This window comes from Magnetococcales bacterium (genome assembly GCA_015228815.1).
GTDB lineage: Bacteria > Pseudomonadota > Magnetococcia > Magnetococcales > UBA8363 > UBA8363.
The window spans coordinates 1-21220 of the sequence record JADGCV010000053.1; the positions used below are offsets into that span (position 1 = coordinate 1).

General features: G+C 50.2%; 21 protein-coding genes and 1 pseudogene. 15 read left to right on the forward strand and 7 right to left on the reverse strand.

Annotated features, from left to right (window positions below):
* Positions 1–166, forward strand: a pseudogene (locus HQL76_16105) (IS5/IS1182 family transposase).
* A 28-nt stretch (positions 167–194) separates the two neighbouring features.
* A complete protein-coding gene (locus HQL76_16110; GenBank protein ID MBF0110692.1) occupies positions 195–437 on the forward strand; it encodes a hypothetical protein in 243 nt (80 codons plus the stop codon).
* A 53-nt stretch (positions 438–490) separates the two neighbouring features.
* Here the strand turns inward: HQL76_16110 and HQL76_16115 are convergent, their stop codons facing one another.
* The gene (locus HQL76_16115; GenBank protein ID MBF0110693.1) at positions 491–2008 is read right to left on the reverse strand and encodes an oligosaccharide flippase family protein; all 1518 of its coding nucleotides are present in this window, start codon (positions 2006–2008) and stop codon (positions 491–493) included.
* Positions 2009–2204: 196 nt separating this feature from the next.
* Here HQL76_16115 and rfbG point away from each other — a divergent pair, with 196 nt between their 5' ends.
* The 8 genes from rfbG to rfbA are packed head-to-tail and all read left to right on the forward strand — an operon-like array spanning position 2205 to position 8651.
* Entirely contained in the window at positions 2205–3284 is a 1080-nt protein-coding gene (gene rfbG / locus HQL76_16120; GenBank protein MBF0110694.1) for a CDP-glucose 4,6-dehydratase, read from the forward strand.
* On the forward strand, positions 3284–3724 hold the full coding sequence (locus tag HQL76_16125) for a dTDP-4-dehydrorhamnose 3,5-epimerase (protein MBF0110695.1): 441 nt from the start codon (positions 3284–3286) through the stop codon (positions 3722–3724). Before rfbG ends, HQL76_16125 begins: the two co-directional genes overlap by 1 nt.
* Positions 3721–4488 carry a glucose-1-phosphate cytidylyltransferase gene (gene rfbF, locus HQL76_16130; protein ID MBF0110696.1) on the forward strand — a complete coding sequence of 256 codons (768 nt, stop codon included), beginning with the start codon at positions 3721–3723 and terminating at the stop codon, positions 4486–4488. Before HQL76_16125 ends, rfbF begins: the two co-directional genes overlap by 4 nt.
* A complete protein-coding gene (locus HQL76_16135) occupies positions 4394–5632 on the forward strand; it encodes a DegT/DnrJ/EryC1/StrS family aminotransferase (protein ID MBF0110697.1) in 1239 nt (412 codons plus the stop codon). The genes rfbF and HQL76_16135 overlap by 95 nt, the downstream gene beginning before the upstream one ends.
* A gap of 11 nt (positions 5633–5643) precedes the next feature.
* The gene (locus tag HQL76_16140) at positions 5644–6132 is read left to right on the forward strand and encodes a WxcM-like domain-containing protein (protein MBF0110698.1); all 489 of its coding nucleotides are present in this window, start codon (positions 5644–5646) and stop codon (positions 6130–6132) included.
* Positions 6129–6602 carry an N-acetyltransferase gene (locus HQL76_16145; protein ID MBF0110699.1) on the forward strand — a complete coding sequence of 158 codons (474 nt, stop codon included), beginning with the start codon at positions 6129–6131 and terminating at the stop codon, positions 6600–6602. Before HQL76_16140 ends, HQL76_16145 begins: the two co-directional genes overlap by 4 nt.
* Positions 6599–7735, forward strand: a complete 1137-nt coding sequence (locus tag HQL76_16150; GenBank protein MBF0110700.1) for a DegT/DnrJ/EryC1/StrS family aminotransferase — start codon at positions 6599–6601, stop codon at positions 7733–7735. The genes HQL76_16145 and HQL76_16150 overlap by 4 nt, the downstream gene beginning before the upstream one ends.
* A 28-nt stretch (positions 7736–7763) precedes the next feature.
* On the forward strand, positions 7764–8651 hold the full coding sequence (gene rfbA / locus HQL76_16155) for a glucose-1-phosphate thymidylyltransferase RfbA (GenBank protein MBF0110701.1): 888 nt from the start codon (positions 7764–7766) through the stop codon (positions 8649–8651).
* A gap of 11 nt (positions 8652–8662) precedes the next feature.
* Here the strand turns inward: rfbA and HQL76_16160 are convergent, their stop codons facing one another.
* From HQL76_16160 to HQL76_16180, 5 genes are all read right to left on the reverse strand, one after another.
* Positions 8663–9652 carry a class I SAM-dependent methyltransferase gene (locus HQL76_16160; GenBank protein ID MBF0110702.1) on the reverse strand — a complete coding sequence of 330 codons (990 nt, stop codon included), beginning with the start codon at positions 9650–9652 and terminating at the stop codon, positions 8663–8665.
* Positions 9653–9736: 84 nt separating this feature from the next.
* A complete protein-coding gene (gene rfbB, locus HQL76_16165; protein MBF0110703.1) occupies positions 9737–10798 on the reverse strand; it encodes a dTDP-glucose 4,6-dehydratase in 1062 nt (353 codons plus the stop codon).
* A gap of 22 nt (positions 10799–10820) precedes the next feature.
* Positions 10821–11903 carry a 3-dehydroquinate synthase gene (locus HQL76_16170; GenBank protein ID MBF0110704.1) on the reverse strand — a complete coding sequence of 361 codons (1083 nt, stop codon included), beginning with the start codon at positions 11901–11903 and terminating at the stop codon, positions 10821–10823.
* Positions 11896–12612, reverse strand: coding sequence for an SDR family oxidoreductase (locus HQL76_16175; protein ID MBF0110705.1), 717 nt, complete (start codon positions 12610–12612; stop codon positions 11896–11898). Before HQL76_16175 ends, HQL76_16170 begins: the two co-directional genes overlap by 8 nt.
* 157 nt (positions 12613–12769) lie before the next feature.
* Positions 12770–13780, reverse strand: coding sequence for a hypothetical protein (locus HQL76_16180; GenBank protein MBF0110706.1), 1011 nt, complete (start codon positions 13778–13780; stop codon positions 12770–12772).
* A 437-nt stretch (positions 13781–14217) separates the two neighbouring features.
* Between HQL76_16180 and HQL76_16185 the strand changes: the two genes are divergently transcribed.
* The 4 genes from HQL76_16185 (at position 14218) to HQL76_16200 (ending at position 19389) form a co-directional block, all read left to right on the forward strand.
* A complete protein-coding gene (locus HQL76_16185) occupies positions 14218–14841 on the forward strand; it encodes a helix-turn-helix domain-containing protein (GenBank protein MBF0110707.1) in 624 nt (207 codons plus the stop codon).
* Positions 14842–16168: 1327 nt separating this feature from the next.
* Entirely contained in the window at positions 16169–17125 is a 957-nt protein-coding gene (locus tag HQL76_16190) for a glycosyltransferase (protein MBF0110708.1), read from the forward strand.
* A 27-nt stretch (positions 17126–17152) separates the two neighbouring features.
* A complete protein-coding gene (locus HQL76_16195) occupies positions 17153–18187 on the forward strand; it encodes a sulfotransferase domain-containing protein (GenBank protein ID MBF0110709.1) in 1035 nt (344 codons plus the stop codon).
* On the forward strand, positions 18175–19389 hold the full coding sequence (locus tag HQL76_16200; GenBank protein MBF0110710.1) for a glycosyltransferase: 1215 nt from the start codon (positions 18175–18177) through the stop codon (positions 19387–19389). The genes HQL76_16195 and HQL76_16200 overlap by 13 nt, the downstream gene beginning before the upstream one ends.
* Before the next feature lie 25 nt (positions 19390–19414).
* Here HQL76_16200 and HQL76_16205 read toward each other — a convergent pair whose 3' ends face one another.
* On the reverse strand, positions 19415–19816 hold the full coding sequence (locus HQL76_16205) for a hypothetical protein (GenBank protein ID MBF0110711.1): 402 nt from the start codon (positions 19814–19816) through the stop codon (positions 19415–19417).
* Between the two features lie 419 nt (positions 19817–20235).
* Here HQL76_16205 and HQL76_16210 point away from each other — a divergent pair, with 419 nt between their 5' ends.
* Positions 20236–21063, forward strand: a complete 828-nt coding sequence (locus HQL76_16210; GenBank protein MBF0110712.1) for a tyrosine-type recombinase/integrase — start codon at positions 20236–20238, stop codon at positions 21061–21063.
* Positions 21064–21220 lie beyond the last annotated feature (157 nt).

A 21220-nucleotide genomic window follows, 5' to 3' on the forward strand; every position in this document is an offset into this window, starting at 1 on the left:
ATTTGGAACAGATTATGGTTGATAGCACCATCATCAAAGCACACCAACACTCTGCTGGGGCTAAAAAAAAGAGGGACAGCAGTCTATCGGTCGATCCAGAGGTGGATTGACCACAAAGATTCACGCTGTGGTAGATGCCCTCGGCAACCCATTGCGATGTACGCTTACAGCAAAGTGGTTCAGAAAAACGCCGAATGTCTGCAAGAAATCCAAGATGTCGAGGCCGCGATGAACGATCTCAAGGCCAAGCGCAAAAAAACCAAGCGAAAGGTATCCCTCGACACGTTGCCACTGGAGGATTGTCCAACACAGCTCTTGCCGCTGAACAAGCTGAAACAGCATTGGTAGCAATCCTGCGCCCACATCTAAACAAGGAGGAAGAGGCTCGCGCATTGATTCGGGCACTTGGAGATAAATTGATTTACGAATTGGTGTAATATTCGTCGGAAAAGTGCCAACTGGAAAGAACGAGGGATCAGGAAGTCTGAATTTAGGTAAAAAGCTTCATTCGCAGAAGATGGATGATCTCCTGTCGTTCCGCTTGTGTCAGACATGTCCGGTACATGAAACGCAATACCACCAGGAGGCAGAAAAGGCGTATCGAAAATGAAATATCATATACGTTCGACAGATACAGGCCATAAAACAGAGGAATGGCGCAATTCATCATCAGGATGGCCAGTCGTCGCCACTGAACGTCGAAGGAGAAGTATCTGCGGGCCAACAAGTAGATCCAGGCAGGAACGATAATATAGGCCAACAAGGTACTCATGGCTGCACCCGTGATCCCAAAGGCTGGAACGAATAATAAATTTACTCCAATTTTTATTCCTGCAATCATATAATATACATAGGACATGACGATTATTTTTCTTTCGTAAAGAAGACCGGCAGAGAGAATATTGACCGTTCCAAACAATAATGTTCCAAGCATCGTCAATAGGAAAACGTTGACTACATTCGCATCGACGCCGGATCGAATCAACAACGGCAAGAAATCGGCGGCAAACAAGGATGATATTACCATGATGATGCCACCAAGAATCAGGAAATAGGAAAGAACACGTGTGAACAAATCCTTGACATCATCCTTGAGGCGGTACTCCATCATCATGGGAGACCATATTTGCGAAAAAGGGAGAATCATGAGCACATTGATCAACGTGCCGACACGAAAGGCTGCGGAATAGGTACCGACATCGGCAATGGTCATGAACCGTTCAATGATCAACCGGTCCGGGAAGTCCAACAACATGACGCCAAAACTGGCGATGATGGATGAAATGCCAAAATAAGTCATTCTTGAAACTTCATGGGAGGAAAAATGAGGGACAAAAAAATCCTTGCCATAGAAAAATATGAAAAATAACAAAACAATCGTTTGAGTCAAGACCATGGCCTGGAATGGTGCTTCAAGCGCATTCGATGCCATTTTCAATAGCAGCAGTGTCAGGCCGATGCCGAAAATCATGTTAAGTAGACTCGCAACAACTGCAGATACCGACTTTCGGATCAATCTGAGATAACTGAACAGGCATTGGTTGACAAATGTCATGGCGCCACCAAAAAATGCCCATGCAATGATGTTCCGGTATTCATCCGATCCGACAAGCAAGATGGAAAGGACATCGCCGTAATAAAATCCGAAAGCAATCTGTAACAAGGCACCGCAACATGTGATGATAAGAGCGGTGACGAAGATTCCTTTTCTTTCATGATCGGCATCATAATCAAAATAGAACCGCGATAATGCCGAGTTCATTCCAAGGTAGAAAATGGCACCGGCAACAGATGTGGCGGTCATAACTAGTGAATAGGCACCGAAATCTTCCTTCGACAGGGAATCCGTGAGGATGGGCAACAGGACCAGACCGATGACCGATTGCGCCACGCTGCCAAGACCATAGATGATCGAATGCCGTCCCACCTCCTTGATTTTTGTATTGGTCGACAGTCTTTTCGTCTCTGTTGCCGTGCCATTTTGCGGGGTCGTTTCCGGTTCCGTCATGATATACCTCATTGATAATGGGTTGGTGGCTGGTATGTCCTGTCGGGGATGGTCTTGGCAGGGGTGGACTGGAACAGGTCTGGCAAAAAGGGTAGGATGAATAACAGATGGATGGGCATCATGGACGTACACATGAACACGAGGACATGTCTACGTGTCCGATGCCGTCCATGCGTTCTATGGGAGAAAAACAAACGTGTCGAGCTGTTTTGATCAAGCGACGGTCCTGATCACCGGAAATACCGGGTTCAAAGGTTCATGGTTGTCGATCTGGCTTATGCATCTGGGTGCCAGGGTCGTCGGCCTGTCGTCGAACATACCCACCGATCCTTCCCATTATGTCACCGCTGGTTTGGAACGCCGTATCGAACATGTCTGGGGTGACATTCGTGACTTGAAAACTTGTCGCGATGTGATGACGCATCATCGTCCCGATTTTGTATTCCATCTGGCGGCACAACCTTTGGTACGACATTCCTATTTGGAACCACACGAAACCTTCGTCACCAACACCATGGGGACCCTCAACATGTTGGAGGCCATGCGTGTGTGTCGTCATCGGTGCGTCGGGGTGTTCATTACCAGTGACAAGTGTTATGACAACGTTGAACAAGTGTGGGGCTACCGTGAAAACGACCGTCTTGGCGGCAGGGATCCGTATAGCGGTTCCAAGGGGGCTGCGGAACTTGTCATTCGCAGTTATATCGCATCATTCTTCAACAGGGATTCCTTGATCTCGGTGGCTGTTGGCCGTGCCGGAAATGTGATCGGTGGCGGTGATTGGGCCGTGGATCGCATCATTCCAGATGCCATCCGTTCCTGGTCGCGTGGCGCTGTGTTGACCATACGCAATCCAAAGGCCACCCGACCATGGCAGCATGTGTTGGAACCTCTGTCTGGGTATCTGACGTTGGCGTCTCGTTTGACTACAGACCCGGAAATGATCGGTGAGGCGTTCAACTTCGGTCCAGCGGCGGATCAGAACCATTCCGTCCAGGAACTGCTCGAAGAGATGCGCCGACATTGGCCGGGTGGGGCGTGGCAGGATGTATCGGATCCTGGGGCCGTTCATGAGGCGGGACTGCTTAAATTGTGTTGTGACAAGGCATTGCATCAGTTGGGTTGGCAACCATTGTTGCGTTTTCCAGAGACGGTCGCAATGACGGCCCACTGGTATCGATCCTTTCATGAAGGGAACAGAAACATGTGGGAACTGACCCGATCACAGATCGAGCTGTATCAGGAGCAGGATCGGCAACGGGGAAGGATCTGGTGATGATCGAGGGGGTCACCGCGACGCCACTCAAGATCATTGCAACTCCGGGTGGCGATGTGTATCACGGGATCAGGAATGACGATCCCGGTTATGTTGGATTCGGCGAGGCCTATTTTTCATCGGTCCTTGAAGGGACGGTCAAACCATGGAAACGACATCGGCGGATGACGCTCAATCTGATTGTCATCCATGGTCTGATCCGTTTTGTCGTCCATGATGATCGTCGGCAGTCCGCGACATGTGGGGTCACTACCGAATACCGTATGGGTCCATCCGATTTCTATGGTCGCTTGACCGTTTCTCCAGGTCTGTGGATGGCCTTTCAGGGATTGGCGTCAGGGGCGAGCTTTCTTCTCAATGTCGCCAGCATTCCCCATGATCCAACGGAGGCGGATCGCCATGCGTGTGATGCCTTTCCTTTTGACTGGAGTTCAAAATGAAGGTGGTACTTCTTGCTGGTGGCTTTGGTACCCGCTTGGCGGAAATGACCGACATGTTGCCAAAACCGATGGTTACGATTGGCGGTCATCCAATCCTTTGGCATATCATGAACATCTATGCGACAAACGGCTTCAGGGATTTTATCTTGGCCCTGGGATACAAGGCGGATGTCGTCAAGAAGTTTTTTCTTGATTATTCATCGTTGAATGCCGACTTCACGGTGGACATGGCCTCGGGCAATATCGATTGGCATACCCCGTATCGGGTCAATTGGCGGGTGACACTGGTCGATACGGGAATTGATACGATGACTGGTGGTCGGGTGCGACGGCTGCGGGAACATCTTTCCGGGGAGCCGTTCATGCTGACCTATGGCGACGGTGTTGCCGATATTGACCTTGGGGCACTGCTTGAATTTCACCGCAGCCATGGAAAAATGGTCACAGTGACCACGGTACACCCGGCTGCCCGTTTTGGAGAACTCGACATGGATGGTGCCGTGGTCCGTTCATTCAAGGAAAAACCACAGACGGGCCTGGGTTGGATCAACGGTGGATTCTTTGTCATGCAGCCGGAATTCCTGGATCTGATTGCCGACGATGCAACCATCTTGGAACGGGAACCCATGGAACAGGTCGCGGCCCGCGGTGAGTTGATGGCCTTTCGTCATGAAGGGTTCTGGCAATGCATGGATACTGTGCGGGACCGGAATTATTTGGAAGATCTGTGGAGGGAAAATCGTGCCCCATGGAAACAGTGGTAAAACAATCCGGCTTTCCAAGAGCTGTCTGTCCCAGGAGGAAAAGGAAGCGGTCATTGGGGTTCTCGATAGGGAATTCCTTGGCATGGGGACGGAGGTGCAACGTTTCGAGGAAGAGCTTTCGCATTATTTCGGACGTCCGGCGCTTTGTGTGGTGAATGGTACCGCAGCCCTGCATTTGGCATTGCAGAGCGCCGGGATCGGCGTGGGAGACGAGGTTCTGGTTCCATCATTGACGTATGTGGCGTCGTTCCAGGCTATTGCTGCCTGTGGTGCGCGTCCGGTCTCTTGTGATGTTCTCCCGCATACTTTGACCATTGATTGGCGTGATGCTGAGAGACGCCTGACCGAACGTACACGGGCCGTCATGCCGGTCCACTATGCCGGTGGCGTTGGCGACCTGGATGGTGTGTTCCTGTTTGCCGGCCATCATGGGCTTCGGGTGGTCGAGGATGCCGCCCATGCTTTTGGTTCTCGTTATCGCGATCGGTTGATCGGTGGTTTTGGCGATGTGACGTGTTTCAGTTTCGACGGCATCAAGAACATCACTTCCGGGGAAGGGGGTTGTCTGGTGTCGGAAGACCGGCAACTGTTGCAGCATGTACAGGACAGTCGTCTCCTTGGCGTGGAACGGGATACGGAACGTCGGTTTGCCGGTGAACGCAGTTGGGAGTTCGATGTTTCCATTCAGGGATGGCGCTACCATATGAGCAACTTGATGGCTGCCATCGGTCTTCGGCAATTGCATCGCCGTGAATTCCTGGCCTCCATCCGCCAGGCGCGGGCGGAACGTTATCGACAATTGTTGGCGCCTCATGGCGGAATTGGTCTGCTTGAACAGGATTATGGCGCGATCGTTCCCCACATTTTTCCAATCGTTCTGCCCAGGAACATCGATCGGGATCGCCTGCGCCACAATTTGCAAGCGATGGGTATCCAGACCGGGGTCCATTATCAGCCAAATCACTGGTTGACCATGTTCAAGGACCATCAAGCCGATCCCCTCCCCGTGACGGATGCCATCGCCAAAAGATTACTTTCTCTTCCGTTGCATCCCGATTTGACGGAAGAAGATGTCGATTATGTCTGTGCGTCCCTGATCGATGCCATCAGACGGGCCGGTTGCTTGGACGATAACCCATCGTAGGCGGAGACAAAATGTCAATCCAGAACCGTCCATCCAGTCCTGCCGAGAAGATGCCGGTACGTGGTGTGGAACTCCATCGTCTTTCCGTCATCACCGATGACCGCGGATGCCTGACCGTTGGTGAGTTTGTGCGACAAATACCGTTCATCCCATTGCGTTATTTCATTATTTTCGATGTTCCGGACAGCATGATTCGCGGGGAGCATGCGCATTACCAATGCCACCAGTTCATGGTCTGCGTGCGTGGGCATTGCACTGTCGTCGTGGACGATGGTCGCGTGCGCATGTCGATTCTCTTGGACACACCGGACACGGGTCTTTACCTTCCTCCCATGACATGGGGCGTGCAATATGAATACAGCACCGATGCCGTGCTCATGGTCTTCGCATCACATTATTATGATGCTGCTGATTATATTCGTGACTACGAAGAGTTTGTGCGCCTGGTCACAATCGGGAATGCAGATGATGGTGAAACAGCATGCAAGGAGGTGATATGATTCATCGAACGAGTGATGTTCAGACGGATCATATTGGTCCTGGGACGACCATATGGCAGTTTGTCGTCATCCTGAAGAATGCAACCATCGGGAGTTCGTGCAATATCTGTTCTCACTGTTTTATAGAGGATGATGTGACCATTGGCGACAGAGTGACGATCAAGTGTGGCGTGCAGTTATGGAATGGGATTCATATCGAGGATGATGTCTTTGTCGGCCCCAATGTCACTTTTGCAAACGATCCGATGCCGCGTTCCCGACGTCGTCCGGAAGCGTTTGCGAAAACCCTTGTCAAAAGTGGGGCTTCAATTGGAGCAAATGCGACAATCCTTCCGGGGATCACCATCGGTCGGGAAGCATTGGTCGGGGCCGGGAGTGTGGTTACAAGGGATGTCCCAGACCTGGCTGTCGTTTTTGGTAACCCGGCAAGGATCCAAAGATATCTCAAGGAAGATGCAGGAAACCTGTGAACATTCCATTTCTCGATCTGCGATCGATCAATCTGGTGCATGAGGCGGCACTGAAGGAGGCGTTCCACAGGGTATTATATTCCGGTTGGTATATTCTTGGTCGGGAGGTTGCCTCGTTTGAACAGGAATTTGCTGCCTATTGTCAAACGGACTATGCCATTGGTGTCAGCAATGGTCTTGACGCCTTGCACCTGATCTTGTCCGCCTGGGGCATTGGCGATGGGGACGAGGTTATCGTCCCCTCGAATACCTATATCGCTACCTGGTTGGCTGTGACCCATGCCGGTGCGACACCGGTTCCCGTGGAACCGGACGATGCAACCTGCAATCTTGATCCGGGGCGCATCGAGGCGGCGATTACCGCGCGGACACGCGCCATCATGGTCGTTCATCTTTATGGCCAACCGGCCGATGTCTCGACCATCATGACCATTGCCGATAAACATGGTCTGAAGGTGATTGAGGATGCCGCGCAGGCCCATGGCGCCCTCCAGGGGGGACGCAGGGTCGGTGGTCTGGGGCACGCAGCAGGTTTCAGTTTCTATCCTGGAAAAAATCTCGGTGCGTTGGGAGACGGAGGGGCGGTGACGACAAACGACGGAACGTTGGCCGATCGGATACGCACCCTCCTGAATTACGGTTCGCGTATCAAATACAGGAATGAATTGCTTGGTTTCAACTGTCGCCTCGATGAATTGCAGGCGGCATTTCTGCGTGTCAAATTGCATGGACTTGATAGTGAGAACGAACGTCGGCATGGGATTGCCATGCGCTACCAGCAGGAGTTGCGGGATTGTGGTCTGGTCCTTCCTGTCGTTGGCCATGATTGCCATCCGGTCTGGCATGTGTACATCGTGCGTAGTCGGAGACGAGAGGCATTACAGGCAGCGCTGACGCAGCGGGGGATCGGGACCATGGTTCATTATCCGATTCCACCCCATCTGCAACCAGCCTATGGCACACTTGGTTTCAAACAGGGGGATTTCCCGATCGCCGAACGCATTCATCGGGAGGTATTGAGCTTGCCCATGGGACCGACCATGACCATGAACGATGTCGATGTGGTTGTCTCAAATGTTCGGTCCATCATGGAGACCATGAACAACTCTTCAGGGACATCGATCTCATCATGAGTCTCTGGTTTACCTCAGGAAGGCTTCCATGAATAACGAGCGCAGGGGAATCATTCTGGCAGGGGGATCGGGAACACGGTTGTATCCCGTGACCCACGCGGTTTCCAAACAGTTGATGCCGGTGTATGACAAGCCCATGATCTATTATCCACTGAGCGTCATGATGCTGGCCGGAATCCGTGATCTGTTGGTGATTTCAACGCCCCAGGATACGCCCCGCTTTGCCGGATTGTTGGGTGATGGCAGTCAATGGGGAATGAATCTTCAATATGCCGTGCAACCTTCTCCGGATGGTCTGGCCCAGGCTTTTCTGATCGGTCGTGGGTTTATCGACAGGCGACCAAGTGCCATGATCCTGGGTGATAATATCTTCTACGGTTATGATCTGGTGCGACGGCTGCAACAGGTCAATCGACGCACACACGGGGCGAGTGTCTTTGCCTATCATGTCCAGGACCCGGAACGGTACGGTGTCATCGAATTCGACGCTGAATGGCGGGCCATCAGCCTGGAGGAAAAACCAAAGGCACCCAAAAGCCATTATGTCGTGACGGGTTTGTACTTCTACGACCATCAGGTGTGTGACATTGCCGCCGACATCAGGCCATCTTCGCGTGGAGAACTGGAAATAACGGACGTCAATCGACACTATCTTGAACAGAGGCAATTGCATGTTGAGGTCATGGGCCGCGGTTACGCTTGGTTGGACACCGGTACCCATGACACGCTTCTGGAAGCGGCCAGTTTCATCGCCACGCTGCAAAAACGTCAGGGATTGATGATCGCCTGTCCTGAGGAGATTGCCTACCATCAGGGTTGGATTGATGCCGAACGCATTCGGGAACTGGCGGTGCCGTTGGCAAAGAACGGCTATGGGCAATATCTGCTCCGTCTTTTGGACGGCGGCGGGCGGTGACGGGCGTGTTTCTATCCCGGTTTTCTGCCGATGATCCAGGTATGGGAACTCATTTTGTTTTCGATGAGGAATCGTTGCATGGATCCGGCCAGGGCATCGTCGGCGATGATCTTTTCCACAAAACGTTGTCCATGAAGCAGGTGTGGGTCCCTGCGTGCCGCATTGCGCACGATATCCACGTCCAGAACGCCTGGCGTGGTGATCTCGACATCTACGAGTCCTGCGCGTGAGAACAGGTGCCAGAGACCGGAGACGGAGGGAAAGTTGATGTGATGCGGCGGAAAAATGCTGTTTGATTTTTCCCAAAGTATCTGAATATCGAATCCGTCCACCCCAAGCGTGCTGACGAAGACATGACCGCCGGGAACGACTAGGCGTGCCAACGTCCGCAGAAACACCAGTGGGTCATGGACATGTTCGAGGACTTCAAAACAGACGACCAGGTTGGCGCACCCACACGTCTCCGTGACGTTCTCAACCATGTCCTCGATGACCTCGATCCCCTTGGCGCGACATTCCCGCGCCAGGAATGATGAAGGTTCGATGGCGACCCGATGGGTCTGTGGGTGCAGGAGACGCCATTCGTCCAGCAAAATGCCATAACCGGCGCCAACATCGATGATGCGATCGGCGTGGATCCCCTTCCGTGCGAGGAGTGCCGAAAGATTTTCTGCCCGTGGTTTGAAAATAAGATGACGTCTTGTTTCGGCGACGGCGGGAAAGAACACTTCAGACCAATAGCGGTTGGATGCTGCGTGACGATAGAACGCCTCGAAGGTGTCCCGAGAGGGGCGTGGGACCTGGAACAGGCTGCCACACTTCAGACAGCTGGCGTAGGCAAAACCGTTCTTTTCGAATTCCGGTTGATGGTCGGTATGGCCACAGGCAATGCACGGAATCGTCTGCCGTTGTACACCGGAAAAGCAGGACACGGCATCTGCAGCGCTCAATTCAAGATAACGTTCGAGAAGATGTTCCGGCCTGATATCATGTTCTTTCATGGAGTTTTCCATTGCGGTGGAAATGTATCCCATCGTGCCGTGATCTGGGCCTGTTTCCCGCCATGGCTTCCCGGAGGTGAATGGTTACGGGGAGGTGTAGTGTTTGTCAACCCATGCGCGGTAGGCGCCACTGGTGACGTTGGCAACCCAATCCTGGTTTTCAAGATACCAGACAACCGTCTTGCGCAGTCCTGTTTCGAAGGTTTCCGTCGGTCTCCATCCAAGGTCACGTTCGATCCGGGTTGCATCGATGGCATAGCGTCGGTCATGTCCAGGGCGATCATGCACGAAGGCAATCTGCGTGGCATAAGATTGACCGTCGGCGCGTGGTTTCAGTTCATCGAGGATGGCACATAAAGTATGCACTACGTCAAGATTTCGCCGTTCGTTCCAGCCACCAATGTTGTAGGTCATCCCGATCTGTCCCGTTTCGAGGACACGACGAATGGCACGACAATGATCTCCGACATACAACCAGTCACGAATCTGTTGGCCGTCGCCATAGAGGGGCAGGGGGTTTCCGGTCAAGGCATTGTGAATGCACAGAGGGATCAGTTTTTCCGGAAAATGATAGGGACCATAGTTGTTGGAACAGTGTGTCGTCAGTACCGGTATGGCGTAGGTGTGATGGTAGGCGCGGACCAGATGATCTCCCGCCGCCTTGCTGGCGGAATAGGGATTGTTTGGTTGGTAGCGGTCGGTTTCGGTGAACGGGTGATCGTCGTCGGCAAGCGAACCATAGACCTCGTCCGTGGAGATGTGTACGAAACGAAAACGGGTCGTCTCCGGGGCTTTCAGTGTATTCCAGTAGGTTCGCACCGCTTCGAGCAGACGGAATGTACCGACAACGTTGGTTTGAATGAACCCCTCTGGTCCATGGATCGAACGATCGACATGTGATTCAGCGGCAAAATTGAGTATGGCGCGTGGCTGATATCGGTGCAGAAGATCGGTGACCAATGAAATATCGCCGATATCGCCATGTACGAAGATGTGTTGTTCCAGGTTTTCGACCGCAGCCAGGTTTTGTTTGTTACCGGCATAGGTCAGTTTGTCGAGCGTGACAACTGGTTCGGTGTTTTTGGCCAACCAGTCCAGAACGAAATTGCTGCCGATGAAACCGGCGCCACCCGTGACCAGAATCATGTCAACTCCCCGTACATCATTCTCAGGCCATCACCGACCGGGAAAGATCTTGCAGAAACCGTTCACATTGCCTACGGAAGAGTTCATCACCATCGACCTGGACACGTTCTATTCGTGTCTCCTCTCCATGTGGAAGAATCAATACCAGTTTGGTCGCGGTATTCTTCTTATCTTTCATCAGTGCTCCCATGAATAGGTCCATGGGGATCGGTGTCTTGGAAAACAGGGCATGGTTTTTCAGCAATACGCCATGCATGCGTTCGAACTGCCGTTCCGGCAACCATCCACGAAGTACGGAAATTCGGTTGGCCATGTCCATGCCCATGGCGACGGCGATTCCGTGCGGCACGGAAAAATCGGTTGCTGATTCGATGGCATGCCCGAAACTGTGACCGTAATTGAAAATATTGCGAACACCTCGATCAAATTCATCGACCTCGATGAATCTTTGTTTGATTCTGAGCGCGGCGTGAATGTAGTGCAGAAGGGTTGCGCGGTCGTGCAACAATCGATCGTAATCCCTGGCCAGAGAATCGAATGCCTCCTTGCCCTCAATGGCATGAACCTTGATGATTTCGCCGACTCCGGAAAGGACTTCCTTGGCTTCAAGAGTGTCCAGAAAAGATTGGCAGATGAAAATTTCGTTGGGTGGGTTGAAGGTCCCTAGGATATTTTTTGTCGGGCCAAGATTGATCGAACTTTTCGAGCCGATACATGAGTCGGCCTGGGCGAGCAGCGTTGTGGGGACGAACTTCCAGGGAATACCGCGTAACAGGGTACTGGCGATGAAACAGGTGATATCCTGAAGAATACCGCCGCCAATGGCAACGAGAACATGATCCCGTCTAATCTTGTTGGCGACCAATTGTTCGATGATGGGTATGATGCGTCCAATCGACTTGTTTTCTTCCGTGGCGGTGATGGCGATGACATGCGGATGATCAAGGATGGCTCCGAGTTGTTGTCGATACAGGTGCGCGACACGGGAATCAATGAGGAAATGTGGCGTTCCCGCAAGCAATTGTTCCGGTTCGACCAGGAGATCATTATTGAAAAATACGGTATACGGCCCTTTATGCGATTTGATGACGATCTGCTCAGACACGGGTGAATCCTCCGTCGATTGCAATGTTCTGGCCGGCGACAAAGGTGTTTTCATCACTGGCGAGCCACAGGACCAACCTGGAAATCTCATCGACCTGGCCCAGTCGTTGTGCGGGCACATTGGCGATGCGTTCCCGTATTCCTTCCTTTCCCAACATGCGCTGGGTCAATTCCGTATCGAAGAATCCTGGGGCGATGCAATTGGCCAGGATGCCATCGACCGTATGTTCGGCCGCAAGGGCGACGGTCATCCCATCCAGGGCAAATTTACTGGCGGAATAGGCGGCCCGGTGGGACATGCTGATCTTGCCCCAGATCGATGAAATATTGATGATGCGTCCCCAATGGTTGCGTTTCATGGCCGGAATTGCCGCCTGACAGAGTAACAACGGTGCAAAAACGTTGACCTGATGAATCGACAGGAACGTATCGGCATCAATGGTGACAAAAGGGGAGTTCTTGTTACAACCTGCATTGTTCACGAGAATATCGGGTTCACGGGAACGCAGGAACTCGGCGCAACGAACAATCTGTTCCCGATCACGGAAGTCGGCGGCAAACCATTCCTGGCAACTGTCGTCGTTTGCATCCGGCCCACCCGTCCAGGTACCGATTACCCAGGCTCCATCCGTCCGGAACGCCCGGGCTATCGCCCTGCCAATGCCGCGTGAGGCGCCGGTGATAAATATTTTTTTGTTTTGAAAACGCATCACGATGCGTGGCTCATTCTGAGAGCATCATAATTAATCATATAATTACTTTAAAACATGGGATAGTTGTCTCTTGGGATTTCTCTCTTCTTGTCAGTACTTATTGAGTTCAATCGGAATATCCTTGCTATGAAGGCAATAATTCTTATGAGTGATTTCACAGTTTGAACCCCGCTTTCAGGATATTTGCAGCGATTTCGTAGCCCCTGTCTGTCAAATGCACACGGTCAACGAACAACCATTCCTTACTTTTATATGATGGGTCAAGGTTTGTATTGACAAATGGTACATTAAGTTCATGACATATTCTTGAAACGTCATCGAAATAACGGTCTCTGACATGCGCAATGTACTTTGCAAGTACGGTATAGTCAATGGACATCTTATCAAGAATCTTGAATAGTGCAACCTCTTGATGAGATAGCTCTTTGTCAATCCACGTAGCCATTGGTTGCAATGCGAAATATATTGATGAACCAATTCCGTCAGCGATGACCTTTAACAGTTTAAGATCACGACGGAAACACATGATGATTTCCTTGTAACAACCATCGATATTATTTCTCTGTATGGAAGGCATTTCCGGAAATATGTATTTCTTGATCTCTCTGAACAGACGGATGGTAGCACGACGTATGCCAATTGGTTCACTGGTCCAGTTTGTCATCGCCTGTTCAAACATAGTCTGATAAAAGAATGAATTGTAAATCGGTGATGGCCGGTCAGACAAATAAGAAAGTGTGATATTGTTCACCCCTGTGGAGAGAACGATGTTGTCGATTTGTTCTGGGAAGTGGAGCATGAACAAGATAAGTTCCTGGGTTGAGTTGAACGCACGACCGCCATAATTCAGCCAGACACCGTCCGTGATTCTGTTGAGAACGCTTGGAATTGTATGGCGATCATGGGTCGCACCAACGCCGAAAACGGCACTGGAACCGATGACCACTCCGGAATAGCAGGCTGTTTCTCTGTTCTTGATCGATTCAAGGGAAATGGTTGTGTCATTGCTGCTCAAAGTCGTGCGGAATCCCCATTCGTTGGTTGTGACCGCAGGAAATGTACGATCATGACGGTCAAAACGCATGAGGTAGGGTACCCAGTGGTCACCGACAAGATCGTAGTCAACCATCTGTGGGACAATTTTATTTCTTTTTTCGATAGTCATGGTTGTCGATGAATCCCATTCGATAAAGAGAACTTCCATCAACTGTCATGTTTGTTTCTGTAAAATTTCTATGGTTGTACATATCTGTCCAAACGGATCTGGATTGACCTGATCGGAGCTCATTGGCCATTGGCATCATGCCTCCGTTTGATCTAAGATCGTGCTGAAATAGTTTCCAATGTTCCATGAGTCTTGTAAACGTATACAGGGCAGACTGGCTTTATTGCAACGTCTGGAAAATACGTGCGTTTGACTACGGAAGACAAGCCAAAGTCGCGGCATGATGTCCAACTTTCGTCTGGAATCGCATAAAAGAACAAGAAAAAACATACTTGTTGTTTCCGTTTGTTCCCTGTTTCAGTTGGGCAGGACACAGTCAGAACTACCAAAGTTGGCACGTCAAAGCAACCTACCACGCCAGGTTTGTCCTCATACCGATGTCAAAACAGCTTGAACTGTTCCAGACCGACGTTTCCTGGTTTCACTGGTTCAAGGAAATGATCCGCACGAAAACGTGGGCCAACATGTCGGCCCCGGCCAAGGCCCTTTATCCTGTCATGAAGGCGTTCACCAACTACCAGGACGGACGATCATTTCCGTCCTATGATACCTTGATGATCTATTCCGGGCTGTCGCGGGCTTCCATCATGAAAGCGTTGGCCGAGCTGGAACAACTGGGTTATGTCCGGAAAGAGCAAGGAAAGGGTAGACGTTCTTCCGTCTACTGTCTCGTGGAAAAGTTCAACATCAAATCCGAGGACGGCTGTCAGGTCGCGTCCGCATCCTTCGACTATCTTCCCAGCCGGATCCAGGAGGCGGTGGCGGAACTGCGCAATTTTATCGCCAAAGGGATGGTCTCCGAAAGTCGAACGCTGCAGTATGTGCATATCGACCATCTGACCTTGAACATGCCAGGACGGGATCTGATCAAAAACCAGATCAATGTCGATACCGACAAGCGGCGACTTCTGCGGGGTCTTCATGACCGGTTGGCCGGCAAGGATACCGACGATGCCAGATTCGTCGATGAATTCTTGAAAAACGAAGAAAAAGAGAAATAAGAATCATTCCCACATAGAGAGTCAAGATCATTTATCGGAACTGTGGTCAAAGACGTAAAAACCAAATAAAAACATAATGATATTAGCGCATTAAACGCGATATGGTTCACGGCATAAACTACATCGATTTCTTTGTACTATAAGCAGTGTGAAACTATTTATTGTAGAAACAATAAGTTACGCAACGTTTTCAACAGGACGCATGTTTTTTACGCTTTTTAAAATAGTCATTATATTTCAAAATCTTACAATTGTTATCAACAGGTTAGTAGTTCACGCCGTGAACTACTACTAGCAGTTCACGGCATTTTGGTAGCAGTTCACGACGTGAACTGCTAGATGCCCAAAAGGGGGTGTAGCAGTTCATGCCGTGAACTCTAAGTAGATAAAGATTTGAAGAAGAAAACGACCGGTTCTGTGGATAACTTTTGCAACTGTATAATTTTAAACAAATAAATTGCATTTTTTCATGAAATTCAGCCCTTCGGCGCCCCCCTTCCGCGCCTCTAGGTATCCCGAGTCCCGTTCCGTGCCAACAGTCGGGGCAGAAAAACCGGCCTATAAAGGGTAATGGAACTCAAGCCATTCGTTCTCTCGTCAGGGTCATCGTGGACACACAGGCAGAAAAACCGGCCTATAAAGGGTAGTGGAACTCAAGCCATTCGTTCTCTCGTCAGGGTCATCGTGGACACACAGGCAGAAAAACCGGCCTGTGAAAGGGGAATGGCACTTTATCTTCGAGAAATAGCCTTTTTCCGACTGCCATAGATCTTGTGGGCAGTTCTTGCCCGGTTTCGGGGTTGGGTATCCGCCAGGTGGTTCCGCGCTTCCTGGAGCGTCCTGTGCGCCCTGGGACGGGGTTGGTGGATTGGTTGGATTCTGAATTCTGTCAGGAAGGCCCGACAGGCTACTTGTGGGCGGTTTTGCCTGGTTCCGGGGGTCTGGTCCGCCGGGTGGTTCCGTGCTTCCTGGCGCGTCCTGGTGCGCCCTGGGACGGGGTTAGTGGATTGGTTGGATTCTGAATTCCGTCAGGAAGGCCCGCCAGGCTACTTGTGGGCGGTTTTGCCTGGTTCCGGGGTGTCTGGGTATCCGCCGGGTGGTTCCGTGTCTCCTGGCGCTTCCTGTGCGTCCTTGGACGGGGTTGACAGAGACGGTTCCCAAGGACTGCGCAAGACGGGGAACAGCATGCCCGGTTTTCCAACGTCCCTTTGCTTGGTCAGAATGACCCTTGACATTTTATTCTACCGTAAAGAGAATTTGAGTTTCAGTCTGCCGTTTCCTGTATTATGCTTGATTCGTTTATCGATGAATCAATATCGAGATGAAAATGTCAATTGAAAGTCCCTGTCATTCCTATCGTGAAATACAACATGTCCCAACAGTTAGCGTCATCATGAACTGTTTTAACTGTGTAACGTTTCTCAGAGACGCCATTGATTCTGTATACCGCCAGACTTTTACCGATTGGGAAATAATTTTCTGGGATAATGCATCGACGGATGGCAGTTGTGACATCGTTCGCGGTTATGATTCACGGTTACGCTATTTCAGGGGCAACGAACATGTTCCTCTTGGGAGGGCACGGAATATGGCATTGCGGCAGGCATGTGGCCGCTATATTGCTTTTCTGGATTGCGATGATCTTTGGTATCCGGAAAAACTTGAAAAACAGCTGGCGCTATTTTCACGTCGGAATGACATCAAATTTGTCTACTCGATGATCTACATGCGTTTCGAGAAGACATCGCGTAAGAAAATCATGAAAATTTCGCATCCTTATGGCGACTTTTTTTCATATTCCCTTGTCAATTATAAGGTGCCAATGTTGACATCCATGATGACACGGAAAGAGCTTATGGAATTGGACGAATATTTTGATGAGCGTTTGTCATTGGCAGAGGAATTCGAACTGTTCATGCGTTTTTTCTACCGTTACAAGGTTGCATGTGTTTGTGAACCTTTGGGTGAATACAGGGTTCATCAAACATCGAGCAGCAATGTGAAAATTGACCAGTGGGTTGATGAATTGACATACATTCTGAGGAAATTTGAACGTATCATACCTGACTTCAATGAGAGGTACCACAGGCAGATCAGGGTTTACTCAGCGAAGATAAATTATAATCGCGCCCTTTGTGAGATGCGCAAAGGTGATGTGATAAAGGCGCGTCATTATTTGCGTGATGTTGCCCTTGTCAATTATAAGCTGTTTATTTGGTATCTCATTTCTCTTCTCCCGAAACAGTTCTGGAACTTCATACATCGATATCGTGTCGTCAGTTAATTTAATTATGGAATGGAGCTGTTGATAATGAAACATGGTAGTGTTAACAATGAAATAGGGATTATCGACCTAAGTGGTTATATGTTTTCTGGGAAGGCCGCTGTCTCTGATCTGATACGGGAATTTGATAGTGTTATGACTCCGGATATTCATGAGGAGTTCGATTTGATCAGGATTCCTGGTGGAATTGCCGATCTTATGCGGGCATTCGAATCCGGATCGTTGATTTCGATCGACCATGCCATTCGTGCTTATATCATGTTGATAGAGAAAATGGCCAAACCTGTCAGAGGATGGCATAGATTATGTCGGTATAATCATGATATGGAGAAAAAACTACCAGGACTTATGAGATTGACGGATGAGATGATTGGATCGATCACGGATGATACATGGACAATGCCGTGGCCTTACGAGACAACCGGCCTATCATGTTTCATGGTGACCAGGAAGAAGATTATGGCAAGGATCTTTGGTGTCCACAGCTGGCCAACCGTTGCGTTCAGACTTGGTAACCGTGACCGTTTTTACCCTGCAATAAGGAAATATCTTTCAGACATTCTTCTGCGTTCTGTCACACCATCGACTCGGTTCGTTGTTACCCATAATGCCTTTGAACCCTACAGGCCAAGCAGTTTTTTTGTCCTTTTCGACCGGGTCAAGTCGATCGTTGTCGATCGTGATGTACGTGACATCTATATGACGGCCAGTACCTATTCGCATGGTTTCAATGATATGCCTGGGATCTACGGGAAGATTTCTGGTGCGCATGACCATGAAATATTTGTCCGGAGACAAAAAGCCATGCGGCGACTTGGGCGTGATCCACACCATGACGTTTTGTACCTCTACTTCGAGGACCTCGTTGAAGACTATCAAACAACCGTGTGTAAAATATTGAATTTCATAGGATTGGAAGAATCGAACCATGTTCGTCCACGGGAAAGTTTCAATCCGGATGTTTCAAGGAAAAACCTGCGTCTGTGGCGTCATGCCAACGCCGATCAGATGAGGGCGATTGAATATATCGAAAAGGAACTGCCAACATTATGCCGCCTTTGATATTCTATTTTCCATATCAAAGTGTTGGTGGTGTTTCGGTATTATTTGTCCTTCTTGCCGGAATACTTTGCAAAGATCACGAGGTCGTTCTTGTCGATCTTCCTGGTGGATATATGAAAAAGAATCTTCCTCCAGGGGTAGGATTTGTCAGTGTCATGGATCTTTCCACACTTCCTGAAAACGCCTTGTTCGTGACACAAACATGTCCTCCATGGAGGATTGCGAACAATGAATTGTTGTCGCCGGAATTGCGTATGTTTTTCTGGAATTTGCATCCGCTTAACATGCAACCAAATATCATTACCTTCCGTTCACGGACCGCATTGGGACGCGCCATTGCGCCATTTTCTCCGGTGATTTCCATTTTTCGTCGCATGAAGATCAAAAAAGTTCTGTCTACATTCCTGGAACACAATGCGATCGCCTTCATGGATCGTGAAAACGTCGATACGACATGTCGTATTCTTGGTCGCGAGTTTGTGCCAAAAATGTTGCCGATCTGTACAAGAAAGCCAACTAAATATGCCTTGCATTCAATGAATGAAGTTATTTTATGCGCATGGCTTGGACGTATCGAGGATTTCAAGACGCATGTATTGCTCCATTTGATAAAACGCCTTGATGACATCGCCGGTCTGAAGATCCAGTTGACGATCATTGGGAGCGGTAGTGGTGATGTCCAGGTTCGCGAGGCGGCAAGGTCATTGAAAAAATTGGAGTGCGTGTTTCTCGGAACCATCGATTATGGACACATGGATGAGATATTGTCACAACAGGATATTTTGTTCGCCATGGGGACAAGTGCCCTTGAGGGAGCCAAGCTTGGTCTGCCAACATTCTGTCTTGACTATTCCTTTCGGCATGTTCCTGGTCTGCTTCGCTTTCGTATGCTTGATGAAGTGACCGGATTCAACCTTGGAGAAGAGATCGACGAACGTCATCTGGAGGAACAATCAACGCTTGAAACGAAACTCAGAGAAATAAAACAAAATCCGGAGAAGTTCGGGCGCCGTTGTCATGACTACTGGGAAAGGTTTCACACACCGGAACGGACTGCGGAAAGTTTTATTCGTACAGCGACGGAAAGTACGCTAACTCTTGGTAAATTGCGGACATTGAATCTGTTGGAACCAGATCCGATGACACGAATGAAATCCTGTTTCAGGGACCCGGACCCCATTGCTGGATGGCAGTATAGTTGAACGGAACCACTCGGGATCAATGATCTCAGAACATACGCCTCCACCAGGGGCGTCCGTCTTCCAACAAAGGTACGGGCCTGTTTTCCAGCAGGCCAAGAAACCTTGATTCTCGTTCCCTGGCTGCCGCCAGTTCTTCCCGGAGCGTACCAATCTGTTCCTTCAGCAAGACAATCTGGTCCCGGAGCGATGCGACGAGAAGACTATCATGACCATGATAAGAATTATCCTTATGCTGTTCCGGCAGGGAAGGTCCTCGCGGAAGTTCCTTCAACTCACCAAAAACACGAAGTAATTCGGAGACCTCAATGACCCTGTTTCCTTCCCGGTCAACCGAGGCCGACAGGAGACCTCTTTGTATCTTCTTGTAGAGCGTGGTCCTTGAAACACCGACCATCTTCGATGCCTCGGACAGGTTGTGTGTTGTCATGGTGGCAACCGTGCTGGGGTTGGTCCGTGAGGAATCTTCGCCATTGGTACCTGTCCAATCATTGTCAATAGTGACTGTAAATTTGTGTCCAGTTAATGTCAATCGGTGACGTACACGGTGGACATACCGGTGTGGCATAACAGGGGTTACACCAACGATAGAATTATAAAATATCAAAAAAAACATGCATTTATAAAATTTCCACTTATAATGTTCATGGTGTTCTACCGTGTCTACGGTTGATGTAATCCAATGTCCATGGATAGCCAACGGGTGACATGTGAAGGATGTGCGGTGTGAATGATTTTTCCGCGATGAGAACGGTCTGAAAATGGCAAGGACATGGGGTTGAATCCAACAATTTGGATCAATTGTTGGATTCGTCAGGTCGAATCGATTCAAAGGAAAGGATGTAACCGATGACCAACACCATCAGGACGATTCAGGCTGGTTGCACCGATGCCCATGTTCTTGATCTGTGGTTGCATGGCAAGGCACCAGGAACCATGGATAACTATCGCGCCGATTGGGCGCATTTCCGTCAATTTTCCGGCAGAGAAATGCGTCGGGTCACGCTTGATGATGTACAAAATTGGTTGACGAATCTGGGTGGATCCAACGCGACACGCAATCGCAAGCTCATTGCCATCAAGAGCCTGTTTCGTTTTGCGACCAGAATCGGCTACATCGGGTTTAATATTACGGCACTCGTCCCCTTCCTGAAGGTCAAGGATACTCTGATCGAACGGATCTTGCCGGAGGGGGATGTCCTTGCCATGATTGCCACGGAACCCGATCCGAGGAACAAGGGGTTGTTGTCGGTGCTGTACCATGGTGCCTTGAGGGTTTCCGAAGTCGTCGGTCTGGGTTGGGAGGATCTGCGTGAAGGGGTTCTGACGGTTCATGGAAAGGGGGGCCGGACGCGGTTCGTAAAACTTCCGGGACATGTTGCCGATGCCCTGGAAAAAAAACGTTGCGATTCCGGACCCATGTTCCGTTCCCGCAAAGGAGGTGGTCGTCTGACGCGGTCCGGGGCCTGGGCCATGGTCAAGGTGGCCATGTGTCGCGTTGGGCATGAACGGGGGTCGCCGCACTGGCTGCGCCATGCCCATGCCTCTCATGCCATGGACCATGGGGCTCCGGTACACCTGGTCCAGAGGACGCTCGGCCATGCCAGCCTTCATACGACCAGTCGGTATGTTCATGTGCGCCCTGGGGAATCTTCCGGTGATTACTTGGCCCGGTGATCCGGGACGTTGAAGGGGAACCGTTCAGATTCCCTCCCGCATTAGGGCCTGTTCTCAATCGTTGAGTTGCGTTAAACTGATCCCCAGGAGGGATCAGAAATGGAACGGGAAATATTACGAGACGACCAATGGGAGCGTATCAAGGACCTTTTACCCG